13 protein-coding genes and 1 riboswitch are annotated in these 18,731 nt (G+C 54.4%); of the genes, 11 read left to right on the plus strand and 2 right to left on the minus strand.

The features are described 5' to 3' along the window. Nucleotides 1-22 precede the first annotated feature (22 nt). The 4 genes from HYD27_RS14885 to HYD27_RS14900 all read left to right on the plus strand — a co-directional run bounded on the left by HYD27_RS14885 (nucleotide 23) and on the right by HYD27_RS14900 (nucleotide 6,788). Complete coding sequence (locus HYD27_RS14885) at nucleotides 23-2,359, plus strand: AraC family transcriptional regulator (protein ID WP_219216401.1); 2,337 nt, start codon at nucleotides 23-25, stop codon at nucleotides 2,357-2,359. 26 nt (nucleotides 2,360-2,385) lie between these two features. Then, nucleotides 2,386-3,900: a sulfatase family protein gene (locus HYD27_RS14890; protein ID WP_219216402.1), complete on the plus strand. Its 1,515-nt coding sequence runs from the start codon at nucleotides 2,386-2,388 to the stop codon at nucleotides 3,898-3,900. A gap of 269 nt (nucleotides 3,901-4,169) precedes the next feature. Next, nucleotides 4,170-6,020, plus strand: coding sequence for a rhamnogalacturonan lyase family protein (locus HYD27_RS14895; protein WP_219216403.1), 1,851 nt, complete (start codon nucleotides 4,170-4,172; stop codon nucleotides 6,018-6,020). A gap of 444 nt (nucleotides 6,021-6,464) precedes the next feature. Continuing rightward, on the plus strand, nucleotides 6,465-6,788 hold the full coding sequence (locus tag HYD27_RS14900; protein WP_219216404.1) for a hypothetical protein: 324 nt from the start codon (nucleotides 6,465-6,467) through the stop codon (nucleotides 6,786-6,788). Nucleotides 6,789-7,019: 231 nt separating this feature from the next. Here the strand turns inward: HYD27_RS14900 and HYD27_RS14905 are convergent, their stop codons facing one another. Beyond that, nucleotides 7,020-8,189, minus strand: a complete 1,170-nt coding sequence (locus HYD27_RS14905; RefSeq protein WP_220101624.1) for a KamA family radical SAM protein — start codon at nucleotides 8,187-8,189, stop codon at nucleotides 7,020-7,022. Between the two features lie 128 nt (nucleotides 8,190-8,317). After that, nucleotides 8,318-8,462, minus strand: a riboswitch (cyclic di-AMP (ydaO/yuaA leader). 423 nt (nucleotides 8,463-8,885) lie between these two features. Between HYD27_RS14905 and HYD27_RS14910 the strand changes: the two genes are divergently transcribed. Further along, nucleotides 8,886-9,557: an HAD family hydrolase gene (locus HYD27_RS14910; protein ID WP_219216406.1), complete on the plus strand. Its 672-nt coding sequence runs from the start codon at nucleotides 8,886-8,888 to the stop codon at nucleotides 9,555-9,557. A 42-nt stretch (nucleotides 9,558-9,599) separates the two neighbouring features. Next, nucleotides 9,600-10,835 (plus strand): mannitol-1-phosphate 5-dehydrogenase, encoded by a 1,236-nt coding sequence (locus HYD27_RS14915; RefSeq protein ID WP_219216407.1) that lies wholly within the window; start codon nucleotides 9,600-9,602, stop codon nucleotides 10,833-10,835. A gap of 346 nt (nucleotides 10,836-11,181) precedes the next feature. Here HYD27_RS14915 and HYD27_RS14920 read toward each other — a convergent pair whose 3' ends face one another. Beyond that, the gene (locus HYD27_RS14920; protein WP_219216408.1) at nucleotides 11,182-11,952 is read right to left on the minus strand and encodes a DeoR/GlpR family DNA-binding transcription regulator; all 771 of its coding nucleotides are present in this window, start codon (nucleotides 11,950-11,952) and stop codon (nucleotides 11,182-11,184) included. A gap of 300 nt (nucleotides 11,953-12,252) precedes the next feature. Here HYD27_RS14920 and HYD27_RS14925 point away from each other — a divergent pair, with 300 nt between their 5' ends. From HYD27_RS14925 to nifB, 5 genes are all read left to right on the plus strand, one after another. Then, nucleotides 12,253-14,019 carry an L-fucose isomerase gene (locus HYD27_RS14925; protein WP_219216411.1) on the plus strand — a complete coding sequence of 589 codons (1,767 nt, stop codon included), beginning with the start codon at nucleotides 12,253-12,255 and terminating at the stop codon, nucleotides 14,017-14,019. A gap of 26 nt (nucleotides 14,020-14,045) precedes the next feature. After that, entirely contained in the window at nucleotides 14,046-15,473 is a 1,428-nt protein-coding gene (locus HYD27_RS14930; protein WP_219216413.1) for a rhamnulokinase, read from the plus strand. Nucleotides 15,474-15,589: 116 nt separating this feature from the next. Then, the gene (locus tag HYD27_RS14935) at nucleotides 15,590-16,240 is read left to right on the plus strand and encodes a class II aldolase/adducin family protein (RefSeq protein ID WP_219216415.1); all 651 of its coding nucleotides are present in this window, start codon (nucleotides 15,590-15,592) and stop codon (nucleotides 16,238-16,240) included. Nucleotides 16,241-16,256: 16 nt separating this feature from the next. After that, the gene (locus HYD27_RS14940; RefSeq protein ID WP_219216417.1) at nucleotides 16,257-16,691 is read left to right on the plus strand and encodes an RbsD/FucU family protein; all 435 of its coding nucleotides are present in this window, start codon (nucleotides 16,257-16,259) and stop codon (nucleotides 16,689-16,691) included. 752 nt (nucleotides 16,692-17,443) lie between these two features. Beyond that, entirely contained in the window at nucleotides 17,444-18,727 is a 1,284-nt protein-coding gene (gene nifB / locus HYD27_RS14945; protein ID WP_219216419.1) for a nitrogenase cofactor biosynthesis protein NifB, read from the plus strand. Nucleotides 18,728-18,731: the final 4 nt, after the last annotated feature.

Here is an 18,731-nt window from a genome sequence, read left to right on the forward strand (position 1 = left end):
TGCGGAGAAGGAGATGAGAAGCTTGCAGCTCAGATACAGGAAGAAAAAAGTGCATAGAGGACGTTATTTCCGCAGAAGTCTTACATTGGTTCTATTCATTGCCTGTATCCCGGGTATTGTGACCGGAGTCGTCCTCTACGGCTGGCTGACCGGCAGCATGGAGCGTACGCTCCGGCAGGCGGATCAGGAGCAGCTGGAGCACCGCGCGGCACTGGTTGCGGAGCAGCTTGACGATCTGGAGCTATCTTTCTCCAAGTGGGCCTTTGATCCTGTGTTTGACAGCCGCCTGAAAAGCCTTGATTTTGTGTACAAATACAAGCAGGTGCATGAGCTGTATAAAACGCTGCTGATTATTCAGGATTCGAATGTTCTGATTGATGAAGTCGAATTGTATTTGCAGCAGCCGGAGCCGCTTACGCTGACTCCGTACCGGTATGATTTTCTGCGGGACCCTTCACAGCGGGTAACATTCGGGCAGCTCGTCGAAGAGCAGCGGATGACGTACTGGACACGTTCGGCGGACGGCAAATCGATGATGGAGGTAATCCAGCTGACCGGAGATAACGGCCTGCCGTTCGGTGCGCTGACGATGACGCTCGACACCCGGCAGCTGGGCAATCTGCTGCAGTCATTGTCACCGTATCCGAGCAGCGCAAGCTTTCTGCTGGGAGCGGAAGGGGAATGGATCGTCCCCCCGGCCTCCGGCGGGGAGGATGGACTCTATGCAGCGATGCGCAGCAGGGTGCTGGACGCAGACGCTGAGCATGCTTCCCTGCTGATGAGCTATGGCGGCAAGGAATATTCGGTGAAGTACGGCACGGTCCGCAGATTGGGTACGGATTGGACGTACGTCTCCTCCGTACCCCTATCCGATATTGCAGCGCCCATGCTCTCGGCGTCCAAGATTATTGTCGCCGTGAATGCTGCGGGGCTGCTGCTGGCCCTGCTGTTGTCCTGGTTCGGCTCTCTGCACTTGTACCGTCCGGTAGGCCGCTTCCTCCATACTTTTAAGGGGGAACGGCCTGCTGCGGCAGGTGGCGGGCAGGATGAATTCGGCCAAATTGAGCAGCAGTGGCTGGGGCTGAAGCAGGAGCGGGAAATGCTGCTCGGCAATCTTGAGCAGCAGCTGCCCGTGGTCCGCAAAAGCTTTGTGCTGCAGCTGGCCCAGGGGCATTTGGCGGGCATGGCGGAACAGGAACTCAGGGAACGCTTCGCCCGGCTCAGCTGGGAGGTGGGGGACTGCCGCTTTGCGGCGGTGTTCGCACAGTTAAGCCCCTACGGGATGCCTTCTCAGGAAGGTGCCGATGAACACCGGGATTTGCTGGTTTTTGCCGCTGGCGATGTTCTTAAGGATATCCTTGAGGAAGGGGAGCTCCAGGGGGAAATCATTCATTTCCATGATCAGTCCATGGGACTGCTGCTTGCACTCTCCGGGAACAGACAGGATGAAGCGGCAGAAAGCGGAAGGGAGCTGATGATTCTCGGGGAGCGATGGGTGAAGGAGGTTCAGGCCCGGCTGGGAATCCGCCTTACGGCCGCGGTCAGTGAATGCACAGAATCGGCTGCTGCAATTCCTTATCTTTTCCGCAAAATCCGCTACTCCCTCCGGCACAGTCTTCTTGCCTCCGATCAAGCCGTTATTGACGCCGGTCAAGCCGGCTATGCAGCAGCGGTTGAAGAAACGCATTATCCGGTATTTCTGGAACAGGAGATTGTGGCCGCGATCCGCAGCGCCGATGCCGAAGCGGCTATGGAGCTGCTGCAGCGCTTCATGGAAGAAGTGCAAAGGGGAGGCTCGGAGCAGCGGCTGAAGCAGGCCTTATTGCAGCTGCTGGCCAGTATTCAGCATGCCATGACCCAGCTTGGCGGCGATCCGGTGCTGCTGTTCGAGGTAGAGGTGTTCGATGAACTGCTGCATCTGAACAGCTCTGATGATGTGCTGCTGTGGTTCCGCCACCGGATTGTGAAGCTCTGCATTGAGGGCTACACAGGCAAGGAGGAGGAGCAGCTGAAGCTGGCCGTCCATTCGATGAAGGAGCACGCGGACCAGCAGTACGCCGAGGCTATGTCGCTGGAGGCGCTCGCGGATCTGTACGGCATTCATTCGTACACGCTCAGCCGCGCCTTCAAGCAAATGATTGGACAGAATTTCGTTGATTATCTTACAGAGGTCCGGCTGAGGCGGGCCAAGCAGCTCATTGAGGAAACCGACGGCAAGATCAATGAAATTGCTGAACAGGTGGGCTACCAGGCCAGCTACTTCAACCGGATATTCAAAAAAAGTGAAGGCATTACGCCAAGCCGTTACAGGGACCGGATCCGCAGCAGCGAAAAGAAGCGCGGCAACGGTTCCGAATAATCTACTTCACGTAAGAGGTGAGCAGAATGGCTTACTCCAAGCCTGATATTATATTTCTGATGACGGACCAGCAGCGCTGGGACTGTATCGGAGCCTTCAACGAGCATATTCATACCCCAAATCTGGACAGGCTTGCGGCCGAGGGGATTACGTTCAGCCAGGCTGCATGCCAATCCCCAATGTGCGTCCCGAGCCGCAGCTCCATGATGTTCGGCTATTACCCTTCGCAGCTTGGGGTGAGAACGAACTACGGCGGTCTGTTCGATGAAGAGCGGCTGCCCTCGGAGCCGCTTCCCGAGCTGATGCGGCAGGCCGGCTATCAGACGGCAGGGTTCGGCAAGACCCACTGGAACCACAGCAGCGGTGTGGAAGAGCCCTCGGCAAGAGGGTTCGAGGTTAGAGCGGTGGGGCTGTCCAGGGAGAGCGGCCATTACGAGCAGGGGGCGGTGATGATGGGCGATACGCATCCGGATAGCCTTGCGGCGTACTCCCGGGAAACGGGGGGCTTCGGCGGCGGCGAAGAGAATGCGCTTGGCTATATCGGCCTTACCAGCCGGCTGCCGATGGACCAGCACCGGGACGGCTGGGTGGCTGAGCAGAGCCTGCGCTTCCTGGAAGGGGGACCGGACCCGGACCGGCCGTTATTCTTCTATCTGTCCTTCCTCAAGCCGCATGCGGGCTTTAATGTCCCGGCAGAGTTCGAGCAGCTGTACAGCCTGGAGGATATCCCGGATATTCCGCAGCCGCCCTGGGCGGATGAAACGGCTACCCATCTGGCCGCCTCCGATAAGGTGAATGAGCACAGCCGCGCTTCCTATTTGGAGAAGCGGCAGGTGTGGCAGCGGCTGAGCCGCGAAGAGCGGAGAAGGACGACCCTCAGATATTGGGCCAATTGCTCCTGGCTGGACCATTATTTCGGGCGGGTGCTGGATAAGCTGCAGCAGCTGGGCAGACTGGACAACGCGCTCATTGTCTTCGTGTCCGATCACGGGGAGATGCTGGGTGAGCGTAAGTTCCGGTTTACGAAATATAATCTGTATGACAGCAGTGTAAGAGTCCCGATGATTCTCTCCGGCAGCTATATTCCGCAGGACCGGCGGGGAACCTTCGACGACCTCCCGGCGGAGCTGGTCGATCTGGTTCCAACGCTTCGCGAGGTCGCCGGACTCGGACCCGATCTACAGCTTCCGGGAACTCATCTGCTGCACGGTCCAAGGCACAGAGGAACCTTCTGCGAATTTCACGGCAAAGGGGTAACCGCCCCCCACTCGGCACCGGCCTATATGTGGCGGACACAGGAATGGAAGCTTATTCTGTATCTGGAGGGCAGCGTGCGGGACTCGGCTTCCCGGGTGGAGGAGACGCGGGGGGAGCTGTACCATCTGGCGGAGGACCCGCATGAATGGAGGAATCTTTATGACAGCGGGGAGTATGCGCTGATCCGCGAGCAGCTCAAAACCGAGCTGCTGATGCATTTGGCCTCCAGCTGGGCCAAGGGCCCTTATTTCTATGACCGGGGCGGCTTCAAGGCGCTGGAGTAAGGCTGGAAGAAGATTTGCAAGATACGGCTGATGTCGACCGGATGGCCGGAGGCAGCATGACCTTTCCGATATGGAAAGGCATGCTGCCTTTTTGCGAATATGCATGCCGCTCTTTTGCGGCACTTCAGAGGATGAAAATTCACAGATGACCCTCAATTTGGCTTTGCCAACTTCCAGGCTTCCATAACAATGTCCTAAAAGCATGGACATCATTATTTCAGGATAAATGGATGGATGTCATTCAAATTCAATGAAGCGGGAGGAAAATTATGAAGCGCAGCAAAGGTTTGAAATGGGTGTTATTGTTGATTCTGATCGTCTCGGTAACTCTGGGGGCGGAAGGGAAGCAAGTGCTGGCCGCCGGTCCCCGGCTGGTTGAGCATCTCGACCGCGGTTTGGTGGCCATTCATGCAGGCAATGGCCAGGTCTATCTGAGCTGGCGGCTGCTGGGCACAGAACCGGATACTGTCCGCTTCGATGTCTACCGCCGGACGGGCGGATCGGATGGGGTGAAGCTGAATGCAGCCCCTCTGACGAAGGGCACGAATTATACCGACGCCGGGGCGGATCTCAGTCAGGACAATTACTACTACGTTAAGGCCTATAACAATGGAACTCCGGCAGGAATCAGCCGGGAAACACTGCTCCCGGCACATTCACCGGAGCGTAATTATTCGAGTATTCCGCTTCAAAGCGTCACGGGGAATCCGGCGGATTATTTCGTCCAGCACGGCTGGCCGGGTGATTTGGATGGGGATGGGGTGTACGAGTACGTAGTCACCCGCATACCGGTCAACGGCGGGAACCGTCTGGTTGAGGCCTATAGTCTCGACAAGGGCTTCCTGTGGAGAATTGACCTCGGACCGTACAGTGTGCAAAGAATTGATACGTACAATGCGCCTCCCGCCTCTGTGAGCGATTTCGGTGTAACCGGACTCGGGGGCTGGCATGATTCGGATAATGTGACCGTTGCCGATCTTGACAGTGACGGCAAGGCGGAAGTGTTCATCCGCACCTATGCCGGGGTCGAGTTCGCCAATGGAGCCGTGATTCCGGCCACGGGTGCGCAGACGCAATACATTTCGGCAGTGAACGGGTTCACGGGGGCGGAAGCCGCCAGAGTTCCGGTTCCGGCGGATTATGCCCAGTATGGTCCGCTCAGCGGCCATTTCGGAGTTGCTTATCTGGACGGAACACATCCCAGCCTGATTACGGTACTCAAAAACCGGGGGACGGACCGCGTGTTCAGATATATTACCACTGCTTATGATTACTCGGGCGGCCTGCTTACCGAGCGCTGGAAGCGGCTGGGGGCGGACGGGGAGTTCTTTCACCAGATCCGCATTCTGGATCTCGACGGAGACGGCAGGGATGAAATATCCTTCGGCGGCTGGGCGCTGAATGATGACGGAAGCACATTGTATTCCTTCGATAAGGTGGTTCATGGCGACCGGTTTCATATCACGGATCTCGACCCTGACCGTCCGGGGCTGGAGCAGTTTGGCATTCAGCAGGCCGAGAACGGCAATGTGAACGAGTTCCCGTGGTTTTATGCGGATGCGGCGACCGGCGAGGTGATCCGTACCGGAACTCCGCCCGAGGATATCGCCAGAGGCACGGCTGCCGACATTGATCCGAGATACCGGGGCTATGAGATGTGGTCCAGCGCCGGCGGAGTTTATGACGTTGACGGCGTGGAGATCAGCACAGCCAAGCCATCGATCAATTATAAAATCTGGTGGGACGGCGATCTCCTGGGTGAACTGCTGGATGTGAATTATGTAGACAAGTGGAATTACAATAACGAAGTCACTGAACGCCTCTTCACCGCACAGGGGGTGCGCGTTAATTCACGCAATGCTCCGGTTCTATACGGTGATCTGCTGGGCGACTGGCGGGAGGAGATCCTGTACGAATCCAGTGATTTCACCGAGCTGAGGCTGTATTCAACCACAATTCCTTCGGATATCCGGCTGTATACCCTGCCGCATAATCCGGCTTACCGCAACACCTTAAGCGTAAAGGGGTACATGCAGTCCACGCTCACCGATTATTATCTGGGTGACGGGATGAATACGCCGCCTGCTCCGTTAGTTACAGAAGTGATAAATCAGCCATAATGAAGAAGTGAAGAATGGCTCAAGCGCTCAAGCGGTTGAGCCATTTGTTCAAAATATAAGCGTATATGCTCGGCACACTAAATTATCCTTCTATTTCTCGCTGAAACACGGCCGTCCTTTACTAGGGCTGCGTAGCTGTTTTTGCTTGTTCAAGATCATTGCTGAGCCGCTGGGCTATTTGGATAGAGGAACTACCTTTGCCGGGGAAGCAGCGATAACTGGCTTATCAAACAACGAAACAGGCACCGCCTATTGCTGAGCGGGGCAGGAAAGTGGAATACAATGAAGTGAAGTGGAATTAGGTAACTTAAATGGACGGAAAAGCTTGCTGAAGAAGGAATAGTGGGAAAAAGTAAATTTAATCTCCGCATAATTCCCTGAAAGGGGGGAGAATCGGATGATTTAGGTATCCTTTTTCCCACTGACGCTTGCGCAAAAGAGGGTGTGGAGAAAAATAAGTTCACTTTTTCCACTTGGGCCTGCCGTCGGTTTCAGCAGAAAATCTTACATCTGAAATTTAAAACAGCTATGCTGTCCAATGAAGGACGGCATAGCTTTTCTGTTTTTTTTCTTCTATATAAACATAGTCAGCACCAAGCTGCTGCTGGCGACTGTATTCGTCTTCATCACCTTATGTCGGCAGACCGTTTGAATGGCCGGGCAGCTCCCTGCTCGGGTGTTCCATTATGGAAGGGCAGCGTTCAGGATGATCTGAAGCCGGTATTGGAGGAAGGCAAGGCGCAGGAGGCTGAGTCACAGCATAAGTAAAGAGCCAGGCTATCAAAATGCCGAATCTGTTCAGGAGCGGTGGAACCATTGGCGTAATGCAGTCCGGGCCGGCCTGTTCAAGCGGTGCATCCCGGCTATTCGAGCAAGCCCAAATGAGCTGCTTCATAAACGGCCGGCGAAAGGCTTGAGACAGCAGCTTGCTCTGCGCAGATAAACCTTCATGTCTATGCAGTTCAAGTCCATTGAGGCAGCTAAGCGGTATATGGCTTCTTACGTGGCTCCTACTGCCTCCGGCGGCTTATCACCGGCAGGGGAGTCGGGGCTGGACGATTTCACAGGCTTCCTCCAATACTTCTCGTTCCCCGGCAGGTCATCGAACCATTCTGCTTCTTCCGGACAGTCGAGCATCATGAACTTGCCGTATTTCTGGTCTCTGGACTGATGATATTTGAGGTAGGCTTTGCCTTGCTCGATAGCGAGAATCTCTATTTTCCCGGAGGAATGGCTCATGGACAGGCGGACCCGTTTGCCTAGACCGGAGGTTCGGGCTTTGGCTTGCTCCACAATCCGGTAGACACGCGATAAGGGCAGAACAAACTCACGGTTGCCGGCAATGGGCCGGTTCACGAAGAAATAGTAGGGGGTAACTCCAGCCCAGGAGAGCCGGTCCAGAAGTTCACCCAGGACTGCCGGATCATCGTTAATGCCTCTGAGCACAGGGGTCTGGTTGACGAGAATTGCACCTGCCTGATGCAGGGCTGCGAATGCCTTGGCGGCTTGAGCTGTAATTTCGCGGGGATGATTGATATGAGCCATGATGTAGATTCGTTTCTCTTCGGTAGAATAAGTGCGGATCATATCGAGCAGGGCCACGTCCTCATAGATGCGCATGGGGTTGAACACAGGAATCTTGGAGCCTAGGCGGATAATCCTGACATGCTCAATGGCCCGCAGACGCTCAATGATCGAACGAAGCTTGGGTGTTGAGAGAATCAGGCTGTCGCCTCCGGTCAGAAGCACATTGTTAATCTCCGGATGAGCTGCAATATACTCCAGGCCCGGAGTGACATCGGAGGTGGCCTCCTTCACATCATTGCGGAACAGGCGCTTGCGGAAGCAGTACCGGCAGTAGGCGCCGCAGACCTCGGATACGATCAGGAGGGCAGTCGTTCCGTATTTATGCTGGCAGCCCGGCACCACGTAGTTGGAATCCTCATCCGAGGCATCCCAGCGTCCATATTCCTTGAGTTCTCCTTCGCCGGGAAGGATGAGCTTGCGGAGCGGGTCTGCAGGGTCCTCCCAGTTAATCAGGGACAGGTAGTAATCATTGGCACGGAAGACGAATTTGTCGGTAATTGGCTTGAGTTTCGCTTTTTCCGTCTCTGACAGCATCGGAAGCTTGTTGATATCCGTTATATACCTTACCTTTTGCACTTGCATCTCTCCCTTGTCTCATTGTGTGAACCCAAGGGGGGCCTTGTGTCAAATGCCAATCTGCTGCCAGCAGGGTCTATAAAAATACAAAAGAGACCCCAAGCAAGGGTCTCTGGTTATGTATAACACTAAAAAGCAGACCCATCCACTACTGACGAGGTTAGCTGACGGACTCGGGTAAGATGGTACCCTACACTGATAATTCTGAGTGATTCGCCCCAATTGACTGGTTCCCCCGCTTTCCGGCTAAGTACACCGGAAATTAAGCGTAGAATAAGTATAACCTATATCATTTTGAAAAGTCAAAGATTGGATGAACGCAAGCGCAAAAGCCCCTTTCAAAAAAAAAAAATTCCGCCCAAATTTTTCCGGGGAAAAAGCCGGGTAATTCACCCGTCTGCCGGCGCCTCCCGGCCGAAGCGCAGCAACTCCAGCCGTATCAAGGGTTTCAGGCCTCTGGAGCACGGTTTGGACATGGCTGATGTAAACGGATTAACGCGCGGCTGCAGACGGCTTGTCCGGAGCTTTTTGCAAACGTAATCATGCTGTGTTACCTTAGCTGCCGCCCTTGACGGGCTCGGAAAGCCTTTGTTATGGTTTTTACAGGCAAACGCCGGACAGAAGAACATTTTACAGCGCTGGATAGGTATTTATGTCAGATTATCTGACCGAAAAAATAAACGGCAAGGGAGATGGGGAATCTTGATCAAAGGAATCATATTCGATTTTGACGGAACGATTATTGACACCGAAACGGCTTGGTACACTGCTTTTAACGAGGCTTATGAAGAGCATGGGGTGGAACTGACGCTTGAGCAGTACTCCACCTGTATCGGAACGAGTCTGAACAGCTTCAATCCTTATGAATATTTAATGACCGAGCTTAATCTGGATATTGACAAGCAAGCGTTCAGAACAGCCGTGCAGGCCAGACACAGCAAGCTTATGGAGCTTGAAGCGATCCGGCCGGGGATTCAGCACTATCTGGATTCCGCCAAGGAAGCCGGACTCCGCCTGGGGCTTGCCTCCAGCTCCTCCCTGGAATGGGTAGAGAAATATCTGGAGCAGCTCGGCATCCGCGATTATTTCGATTGCATCCGCACCTCCGATCATGTGCAGAAGGTGAAGCCTGACCCGGAGCTGTACAACCAGGCGTTATCCTGTCTTGGACTTGCGCCGGATGAGGCGGTTGCCATCGAGGACTCTCCGAATGGTTCAAGGGCGGCGGCGGCGGCGGGGATGCACTGTGTAGTCATCCCGAATGAGATTACCAGCTTTCTCGATTTCGATGTCCCGCATCACAAAACAGACAGCCTGAGCGAGCTTGATTTTGACCAGCTCATTACACGGGATTGCTTCCAGAGCGTCAACTGACAGATATAAAAAAACCACTCAGGGTATAAGGGGGAGTTCCTATTGAGAGCCGTACATTTCGGAGCAGGCAATATAGGCAGGGGCTTTATCGGTCCTGTGCTGTCCAACTCCGGTTATGAAGTATGTTTTGTCGGAAGAAACAAGCGCAAGATTTCACAATTGCGTGAGCGGGGCAGCTATCCCGTGACGCTGGCCAATGACAACCGCGACAGCTATATGGTGAGCAATGTAACGGCGCTCGATTTGGCGGACACGGAGAAGGTAGCCGAGGCTATCGCGGAAGCTGAAATTGTGACAACGGCAGTGGGGATAACGGCGCTGAAGGATATAGCGGGTACAATTGCGCGGGGGATTGAGCTCAGGCTCCAGACCGGCGGCAATCCCAAACCTCTGCATGTATTCGCCTGTGAGAATGGCATTGGCAGCGGCCAGCAGCTCAAAACCTCTGTATACCGCCACATGAAGCAATCGGTCAAGGAGCTTGCCGACCGTCTCATCGCTTTTCCCAACGTCATGGTAGACCGTATTGTTCCTGTCCAGACGCATAAAGATCCGCTCGAAATCCTCGTAGAACCCTTCAGTGAATGGGTCATTCCCCGCAGTGGCATGATCGGCGATTATACGGATATTAAAGGGGTTCATTACGTAGACAAACTCGATCCGTACCTTGAACGCAAATTGTTCACCGTGAATACCGGTCATTGCAGCGCAGCCTATTTCGGCTATCTGGAAGGCTATACCACGATTCAGGATGCCATGGACGATCCGGGAATCGTTGCCCGTGTCCGTGGGGTCCTGAAGGAAACCGGGGCAGTGCTCGTTAAGCAGTACGGCTTCGATCCCGAGGCTCATGAGAAGTATATAGCCAAGATGCTGGAGCGTTTCCGCAACCCCAACTTTAACGATAAAATCACGCGCGTGGCAAGGTCCCCGCTGCGCAAGCTGGCTCCCAAGGACCGGCTGGTGCGTCCGGCCATGCTTGCCCACGGACTGGGCCTTGAGACATCCTTTCTGGTCTCGGCCATTACCTCAGCCCTCTTTTTCGACCATCATTCCGATCCGGAAGCTTTGCAGCTCCAGAATTCAATCCGCAGCCTCGGATTAAGCCGGGTCCTTTCCTCCCAGTTGAAAATTCCTGCGGATCATCCGCTTCATGAACGTATCGTTCAGGAATATCAGAAGCTCTGCATGAGCTATCCTCACATGGCCAGCAACGGTTTTGAAGCATTGATCCACAGCCTTGGCGGAGGATCTGTATTGAAGCACCGGAATTCATAAATCTGATCCAAGAAAAAACGGCAGTCCGGAGCATGAAGGTTTTGGTTTTGGGCTTCCGTTTTTTTGGCGCGCTGACCCTTTTATCCTGGGCACCGCTGGAGCGGATTACATAGCCTTGCGCCAGCAGACTGTTCACCATTTGGGTGACAAAAACAGCTCGAATTTCAAGGTAAGCGCATACATGGCAGAGAAGACTAATCCAGCTTTTTAAATACAGCCCATACAAGCAGAATCAGGCAGACGCCCACGGCAATAAGAACGAACGGAAACCACTGCGTGGCGGAAGCTGCGGTCAATTGAATCGATACCATAACAGGATTCACCTCCTTTCGTCTGCGTTTCCGGGTTAATCTGCGGGATTATGAAGAAGCGACACCTGGTATTTGTTCAGAAAAGTGATCCATTCATCGCCGGGCCTCTCGTCGGTAACGATATAATCAAGCTCTCCGAAGCCGAACAGCTTGACGAAGGCAATCCGGTCAAACTTGGAATAATCGGCCAAAAGGATGGCCTTGCTCGCCTGCTGCCGCATCAGAAGCTTGAGCTCGCTTTCGGCTTCGTTGGAATCGCTCAGCCCGCCCGTCATTGAAAGCGCCTTGCAGCTGAACAAGGCAACATCCACGTTATATCTCTGAAGGGTATAGGAGGCGCCGGGTCCGACAAAAGAGTTGGTCTCCGCTCCCAGCACACCGCCAGTAGATATGAGCTTATGTCCGGAATGCTGGAACTCGGACAGGACGACCAGGGAATTGGTGATGATCGTCAGATTTTTTTTGGCCTCGGTGATCTTCTTCAGCGCTTCGAAGGCGGTGGAGCTGGTATCCGTCATCAGGCTGTCGCCGTCATTGATCAGCTCCAGCACATTCCCGGCAATGGCCCGCTTGGCTTCGATATTGACCGCATGCCTGTGGAAATAGGAAGGGTCCTCGTTGGTATGCACATTCAGGATGGCACCCCCGTAGCTTTTCTTGGCGATGCCTTCCTTATCCAGCTTCTCCAGGTCTCTGCGGATCGTCTCTTCGGAGACGTTGAAATTCTGCGCCAGATCGGCGACATGGACCTTTTTGTTGCGGTGCAGCTTATTGATAATGAGCTCACGGCGTTCGAATGCTCTCACTGGGGCGGCCTCCTGCTATAAATCAATCTATACTTGTATTTAAATATAATCCATATGCTTCACACGGCATAATTTGATCAAGGTTAAAGGACGGCGAAGTCGTTTCTGCTTCTTATTTTACTATAACATGCTCGATAAACAAAAGGGGATTCCACATAAAAAACCACATTATTGTTCTTGAAACCACATAAATACACAATAAAAGTGTTGTTTTGCGTTGACAATCCATATTAATGATTTTATGATAAAAGATATGCAAGCGCTTTTATTATGCTGATTATTCTGAGGAGGTTATATGGCATGACAACTCATTATCCCAAAATCGGAATCCGCCCGACGATTGACGGGAGACGCCGCGGCGTGCGTGAATCGCTGGAAGTCCAGACGATGGGCATGGCGGAGCGGGTCGCTGCTTTTTTGCAGGGGAATTTGCGTTATCCTGATGGTTCGCCCGTTGCCTGTGTAATTGCAGATTCCACCATCGGCGGTGTGAAGGAGGCTGCAGCTGCACAGGCCAAATTTGCAGGCGCCAATGTAGGGGTATCCATAACGGTGACACCGTGCTGGTGTTATGGCTCGGAGACCATGGATATGGATGCCGCGATTCCGCACGCGGTATGGGGCTTCAACGGTACGGAAAGACCCGGCGCCGTATATCTGGCCGCTGTGCTGTCGGCGTATGCCCAGAAAGGCATTCCGGCTTTTGGGATCTATGGGGAGGATGTGCAGGACTCGGGAAGCGAGGAGATCCCTGCCGATGTTCAGACCAAGCTGCTGCGGTTCGCCAGGTCTGCGCTTGCGGTTGCCCTGATGAAGGGCACCTCCTATCTGTCGATGGGTTCGGTATCGATGGGCATCGCCGGTTCTATTGTCAATGACCAGTTCTTTCAGGAATACTTAGGCATGCGCAACGAATATATCGATATGTCCGAGTTCGTCCGCCGCTTCGAGGAAGGGATTTATGATCCGGAGGAATATAGCCGTGCGTTGAAATGGACGAAGGAGAATTGCCGGGTGGGGCCGGACAATAACCCGGTGCATCTGCAGGTTAACAGCGGAGAGAAGGAGTCCCAGTGGGAAACCTGCGTCAAGATGGCGCTCATCGGCCGCGACCTGATGACCGGCAATCCGGTGCTTGCAGAGCTTGGATTCGCGGAAGAAGCCCAAGGCCACAATGCGCTTGCCGCAGGCTTCCAGGGACAGCGCCAATGGACGGATCATTTCCCGAACGGAGATTTCATGGAAACGATTCTGAATTCCTCCTTCGACTGGAACGGAAAGCGTGCTCCTTACATTCTCGCTACGGAGAATGACAGCCTGAACGGTGTGACGATGCTGTTCAATTATCTGCTGACGAATACCGCGCAGGTCTTCGCCGATGTCCGCACCTACTGGAGTCCGGCAGCCGTGAAGCGGGTCACCGGCTATGAGCTTCAGGGCCAGGCGGCAGGAGGCCTGCTCCATCTGATCAATTCAGGCTCCGCCGCGCTGGATGGCGCGGGTGAACAGACGAAGGATGGCAAGCCGGCGGTCAAGCCGTTCTGGGAGATTACGGACGAAGAGGTGGAGGCCACTCTGAAGGCAACGCAATTCCGCCCGGCCTCGCAGGAATATTTCCGGGGCGGCGGCTTCTCTACCGATTACCTGACCAGGGGCGGCATGCCTGTAACGATGGCCCGCCTCAATCTGGTCAAGGGACTGGGGCCGGTCCTGCAGCTGGCGGAGGGCTACACAGCGGAGCTTCCCGAAGAAGTGCACCGCACACTGGATGAACGTACCGATCCCACCTGGCCGACGACCTGGTTCGCGCCTGTTCTTACCGGCACCGGCTCGTTCAGCTCGGTGTATGATGTGATGAACAACTGGGGCGCCAATCACGGCGCGATCAGCTATGGGCATATCGGAGCGGACCTGATTACGCTGGCGTCGATATTGCGCATCCCTGTCAGCATGCACAATGTAGAGGAATCGCGGATCTTCAGACCGCGCGTCTGGTCGCTGTTCGGCACAGAGAGTCTCGAAGCCGCCGACTACCGGGCCTGCCGCAATTTCGGGCCGCTGTACTGACGCCGGGCAGCGGGCGGGTAGAGGCTATGACTAAGCTGAAGAGACTGCTGGCCGTGGATCTCGGAGCAAGCTCGGGAAGAGTGATGCTCGGAACCTATGACGGAAGCTCGATCTTGACGGAGGAGATTCACAGATTTGCCAATACGCCGATTGAGGACGGCGGGCATCTGTACTGGAACTTTCCGGTGCTGCTTCAAGAAATCAAGCATGGCATCCGGCTGGCGGGCCGGGCCCACGGAGAGATTGCAAGCCTCAGTGTGGACACCTGGGGGGTAGACTACGGCTTTCTGGATCATGACGGGAGGCTGCTCGGCTCCCCGCACCATTACCGGGACCGGCGGATGAACGTTTACCGGTCTCAGCTGGAGGAACTGCTGCCGCCGGAGGAGCAGTTCCGTTTGACCGGCAACCAGCCGGACCCGATCAATACAGTGTACCAGCTGTACGCGGATTTGCAGGAGAATCCGCTGCTCCGGGAGCATGCCTGCCATATTCTCATGATGCCGGATTTGTTCCTGTACCTCCTGTCAGGAGCGGCTTCTGCCGAGAGGACCATCCTGAGCACAAGCGGCCTGCTGGATGCGGGGACGGGTGAACCCTCTTCCGAAGTATTCGGGAGGCTGGGCATCCCGCTTGGGCTGATTCCGCCCCGTGTTGAGGCGGGGACGGCTGTCGGTTCCCTGCATCCGGAGCTTTGTGCGGAGCTGGGATGCGGACCGGTCTCCGTGATCGCCGGCGCCTCCCATGACACGGCGGCAGCCGTAGCTTCCATTCCATACGAGGACCGGGAAGGCACAGCGTTTATCAGCTGCGGCACCTGGTCATTGGTCGGTATGGAGACGAAGGTGCCGGTTCTCACGCCGCCATGCTATGAATATGGCTTCACGAATGAGAGCTGCTACGGCAGCGGCAACCGGCTGCTTAAGAATATAACCGGCCTGTGGCTGCTGCAGGAGACCCGCAGGGCCTGGGCCGAAGCCGGGGAAGAGCTCAGCTTCCCGGAGATGGCTGTGCTTGCCGGGAACGAAGGGGCGGCGCAGTCTTTTATCCAGCCTAACGATCCGATCTTCAGTACACCGGGAGATATGCCGGGACGTATCGCTGAATACTGCCGGAGCACCGGCCAGCCTGTGCCCGCGAGCAAGGGGGCCATTGTCCGCACTATTCTGGACAGTCTCGCGAAGTCCTACGCTGCGGCGCTGGGGGAACTGGAAGAAATTACGGGCAAGCCGATCCGCAGGGTTCATATGGTTGGAGGGGGCATTCAGAACAAGCTGCTCTGCCAGTTGACGGCGGACGCTTCCGCCAAAGAGATTATTGCCGGACCCGTCGAAGCCAGTGCGCTCGGCAATCTGCTGGTGCAGCTGGCTGCCCTGGGTGAACTGGATTTCAGCCGGGCCGCAGAGATCGTAGCCGCATCGGAGACCCTGACGGTGTATCGGCCGAATAAATAAGCAGAAACGGCTACGCCGTCCTTATAAGGGACGGGGCGTTTCAGCGGGAAATAGAAGGATCATTTGATGTGCAAAGCATATAAAGGCTTATATTTTAAAAAAGAGGAGAATAAATCATGGATGAGCTGGAAAAGAAACTGCGTCTGCAAATTTGCGATATCGGCAGAAACCTGTTCAATAAGGATTTTATTGCCGCGAACGACGGCAACATCTCCGCCCGTTTGAGCGAGGATGAGGTGCTTACAACCCCAACCGGGGTCAGCAAAGGCTATCTGGAGCCGCATATGCTGGTCAAGGTAAATCTTCAGGGGGAAATCCTGGAGGCACAGGAAGACTATAGACCTTCAACGGAGGTCAAAATGCATCTGCGGATTTACCGCGAGCTTCCCGGGATGAACGGGGTAGTTCATGCCCATCCGCCGTTTGGCACCGCTTTTGCCATCAAGGGTGAAGCGCTCGATAAAATGATGATGCCGGAATCCGTCATTGCCATGGGTGATATTCCTCTGGCTAAATACGGCACGCCTTCGACTGAGGAGGTTCCCGATTCCATCATGCCGTTCCTGGGCAAGAAAACGGCTGTGCTGCTGGAAAGCCATGGCGCATTGTCCTGGGGCAAGGATGTAATGGGGGCTTATATGAACATGGAACGGCTGGAATACACCGCCAAGCTGACCTTCCTGACCCGCATGATTGACGGAGAACGGGAGCTTCCGCCGAACCGGATTGAAGAACTGGTGGCGCTGAGATCCTTCTACGGAATGTAAAGGAGAGAATCAACACATGCTGAAAAAAATCCCCAAGCTGCTCTCTCCCGAGCTGGTGAAGACCCTGATGGAGATGGGCCACGGCGACGAGCTTGTGCTCGCCGATGCCAACTTTCCCGGACAAGCGCTGCATTCCCGGGTGGTCCGCTGTGACGGCATCGGCATTCCGGAGCTGCTGGACGCGATTCTTGAGCTGCTTCCGCTGGATCATTATGCAGATCATCAGGCGGTTCTGATGAGTGTTGTTCCGGGAGATCCAGCCGTTCCTGCCGTCTGGGACACTTATAAGAAAATCATCGCTGAACATGATCAGGAGGCGGTGCTCTCCCATGAGGAACGCTTTGACTTCTACATCCGTTCCCAAAGCGCCTATGCCGTTGTAATGACTGGAGAAGAGGCGCTGTACGGCAATATTATTCTTAAAAAAGGGGTTATCAAGAGCGCTGGTTAACAGTTGATAAAGGTGGATCTGAACTTATACCTGCCAGCAATGGATTCTCCAAGAGAGAGTTGATTGCCGGCGGGTTCTTTTTGCTGAAGAAAAATCCACCCCCCAGGAAGGAGGGTTTAGCGATTTGGATGAGTTGAAGTTTGGAGCTCGCTGAGCAAGAAAAAGGAGGCCGGAGGTAAAAGTACCCTAGAATATGATGCGAGCAGGCGAAACGGGGAAATAAGAGGTAAAAGTACCCTAGAATATGATGCGAGCAGGCGGAATGGGGAAATGAGAGGTAAAAGTACCCTAGAATATGATGCGAGCAGGCGGAATGCGGAAATAAGAGGTAAAAGTACCCTAGAATATGATGCGAGCAGGCGAAATGGGGAAATGAAGAGTAAAAGTGCCTCCCGCGAACAGCAGCGCAGGCCATTGTGCCACTTGTTCACAAAAGGTACAATTTATGGCCGGAGTGTGAAGTGAGGAATTCTCCCTGATACTGTAATTATGGCGGTTTATTTGTCACATTCCCTCTCTTCATCTCCCCGAAAGCATATGAAAAAGCAGGGTGTAAACGCTTTATGTTAACTATTGGTCACAAAAACTTACATAAGACATGACAATGTGCGGGAGTGTATGATTTGGGATTGAACAATATTTAGAATAAAAGTAATATAAATAAATAAAATTAGAATATTGAATGCCATTTATAATTGCTGTTTAATGTTTTTTGATTATAAATAGATATAAATAGAATGGGAGGCTATTAGATGGAGAGCGCTTTGCACAAGCATCCTTGCTACAGTGAGGAAGCACATCACTATTTTGCCAGAATGCATGCACCGGTGGCACCCAGATGCAATATTCAGTGCCATTACTGCAACCCGAAATTTGATTGTGTGAATGAGAGCCGTCCCGGCGTGGTCAGCCAGCTCCTGTCTCCGGACGAAGCCTGTCTGAAGGTATCGCAAATGGTCTCCGGGCTGCCCAATCTTACGGTGGTTGGCATTGCCGGTCCCGGCGATCCGCTGGCCAACCCGGAGGCGACCTTCCGCACCTTTGCTCTGCTGGCCGAGGCTTACCCGGATCTCCACCTTTGTCTGAGTACCAACGGACTCATGCTGCCCGATTATGCCGAAGAGATTCAGCGGCTCGGCATCCGTCATGTGACGGTAACCATGAATGCCCTTAATCCGGAGATCGGCAGCCGCATCTATGCCCATGTCAGGTATAAGGGCATCGTCTATAAGGGCGCGGAAGCGGCGGCGCTGCTGATCCGCAGGCAGCTCGAAGGAATTCGCCTGTTGACGGCACGCGGCATTCTCGTCAAGGTCAACTCCGTGCATATCCCGGAGGTCAATGGGGCGCATTTGCGGGAGGTGGCTGTAGCGGTCCGCAAGCTGGGGGCATTCTCCCATAATATTATGCCGCTTATTCTGTCGCCGGGCAGCCATTATTATAAGGAACACTTCAGATCGCCGACACTTGAAGAGACGGATGAGGTACAGGAAGCCTCGTCACGGATTATGCCGGTGATGCGCCACTGCAGGCAGTGCAGGGCCGATGCGGTCGGGCTGATCGGCGCAGATATGAGCCAGATGCCGGAAATGGTTCCGCCTCAAGGAAGCTTTACGCTTGAAGACAGGGCTGCCATCCAGGATGAAATTGTCTCGGGTATGAGAGAGGCCGCGGCTGTAAGTGAAGTAGACTGGAGCGGAGCGGTAAGGGCTGCAGTCGCAACCCGGGGCTCCAATGTTATAAATCAGCATTTCGGACACGCCAGGGAATTCATCATTTATGATGTGAAGCAGGAGAACGTCCGGCTTGTCGGCATACGCAAGGTTCAGGCTTACTGCAATGGAACCAGGGAGTGCGGTTCTCCCCTGTCGGAGGCGCTGGACATGTTGAAGGACTGCAGGCTGCTGCTCTGCTCCGGAATCGGCGAGGCTCCTGCCCGAAAGCTGCAGCAGGCGGGAATTACGCCGCTGATCCGCAAGGGAAGCATCAACGAGCAGCTGCTGGAAAGCGCGCGCTATCTTAAATATTTTCAGTAGGCGG

The organism is Paenibacillus sp. S150, assembly GCF_019352175.1.
Classification (GTDB): Bacteria; Bacillota; Bacilli; order Paenibacillales; family Paenibacillaceae; genus Paenibacillus_AQ.

Bases quoted from the DNA above. Each gene is read 5' to 3' on its own strand.
- HYD27_RS14890 (WP_219216402.1), top strand. From the start codon at position 2,386: ATGGCTTACTCCAAGCCTGATATTATATTTCTGATGACGGACCAGCAG.
- HYD27_RS14895 (WP_219216403.1), top strand. From the start codon at position 4,170: ATGAAGCGCAGCAAAGGTTTGAAATGGGTGTTATTGTTGATTCTGATC.
- HYD27_RS14905 (WP_220101624.1), bottom strand. From the start codon at position 8,189: ATGCAAGTGCAAAAGGTAAGGTATATAACGGATATCAACAAGCTTCCG.
- HYD27_RS14925 (WP_219216411.1), top strand. From the start codon at position 12,253: ATGACAACTCATTATCCCAAAATCGGAATCCGCCCGACGATTGACGGG.
- HYD27_RS14930 (WP_219216413.1), top strand. From the start codon at position 14,046: ATGACTAAGCTGAAGAGACTGCTGGCCGTGGATCTCGGAGCAAGCTCG.
- HYD27_RS14935 (WP_219216415.1), top strand. From the start codon at position 15,590: ATGGATGAGCTGGAAAAGAAACTGCGTCTGCAAATTTGCGATATCGGC.
- HYD27_RS14940 (WP_219216417.1), top strand. From the start codon at position 16,257: ATGCTGAAAAAAATCCCCAAGCTGCTCTCTCCCGAGCTGGTGAAGACC.
- nifB (WP_219216419.1), top strand. From the start codon at position 17,444: ATGGAGAGCGCTTTGCACAAGCATCCTTGCTACAGTGAGGAAGCACAT.